Source organism: Desulfovibrio sp. OH1186_COT-070 (genome assembly GCF_003860215.1).
GTDB lineage: Bacteria > Desulfobacterota > Desulfovibrionia > Desulfovibrionales > Desulfovibrionaceae > Desulfovibrio.
Genome location: NZ_RQYH01000098.1, coordinates 1 through 993, shown reverse-complemented (window position 1 = coordinate 993; position 993 = coordinate 1). Strand labels below are relative to the sequence as shown.

Below are 993 nucleotides of genomic sequence, written 5' to 3'. Positions count from 1 at the left end.
CTTAATTTCATTTGGATGCGGAATTGCCTTGCACTGTTTTTATGCCGCTATTGCGGCAAGACTTGTATAACAATCCCCTCTAAATTTTATACAACAAGCAATTTCCCCGGAGACCACCCATGCCATACCCTCAAGCCATGAGAGAAAGAGCCATCGCAGCACACCTGGAACAAGGCATGAAAAAGACAGAAGTCTGCACAATCTTCAAGATACAGCGCTCTACCCTTGACCAATGGCTGCGCATCTATGCGGAAGAAGGCAGAACTTGTGCCAAAGAAAAGTATCAGAAAGGGCATAGTCATCACGTTCAAGACATTGAAGCCTTTCGTCAGTTTCTCCAGGAAACCCCGTTTAACACGATCTCCGATCTCCTCATCCCTTTTGAACGGCGTTTTGGGCGCAAAATCCGCTATGAAGCGCTACGCCGTTGGGTGCACCGGCTCGGATTTACGCATAAAAAAAGAGCCTGACCTATGCCGAAGGTGACAAAAGCGCACAGCAACGCTTTGTATGGCAAATAATACCTGGACGCAGAGCGTATCCTCTACATGGACGAAGCTGGCATGCTAGCAAGGGACGTTTACCGTTGGGGCTGATCGGATAAAGGCCGGCGCGAGTACGGACAGCAGATGGGCAAAAGACAGGGACGGGTTAACTTCATGGCGGGGGTAGACAAACAGGGGCAATTCATGGAGCTGCTGGTATTTGAAGGGGCGTGTACAAGGGAAGTGGTGGAAAGCTGGCTGGAGGCGTTGGTAGAACGACTGCCGCGTGACGCAAACGGAGAAAAACAGCCCCATGTTGTGGTGATGGACAATGCGGCTTTTCACAAAGGCGGGAGAGTGAAAGAGATTATGAAGAAAGCGCGCTGTTTGTTGCTTTACTTGCCGCCTTATTTGCCGCAGTTTAATCCGATAGAGCGTTGCTGGTTGTCAGTCAAATGCAGGGTGGGGCAGTGGCTGGATTGGGGGATGGATTTGCGCCAGGCCGTGG

The 993-nt window shown here is 50.8% G+C and carries 2 protein-coding genes; both read left to right on the top strand.

Annotated elements, in window-relative coordinates; all coding sequences use genetic code 11:
• Positions 1–119: 119 nt before the first annotated feature.
• A complete protein-coding gene (locus EII23_RS12010) occupies positions 120–470 on the top strand; it encodes a helix-turn-helix domain-containing protein (RefSeq protein WP_185702403.1) in 351 nt (116 codons plus the stop codon).
• Between the two features lie 159 nt (positions 471–629).
• A partial coding sequence (locus EII23_RS12005) for a transposase (RefSeq protein ID WP_185702402.1) occupies positions 630–993 on the top strand: 364 nt, incomplete at its 3' end.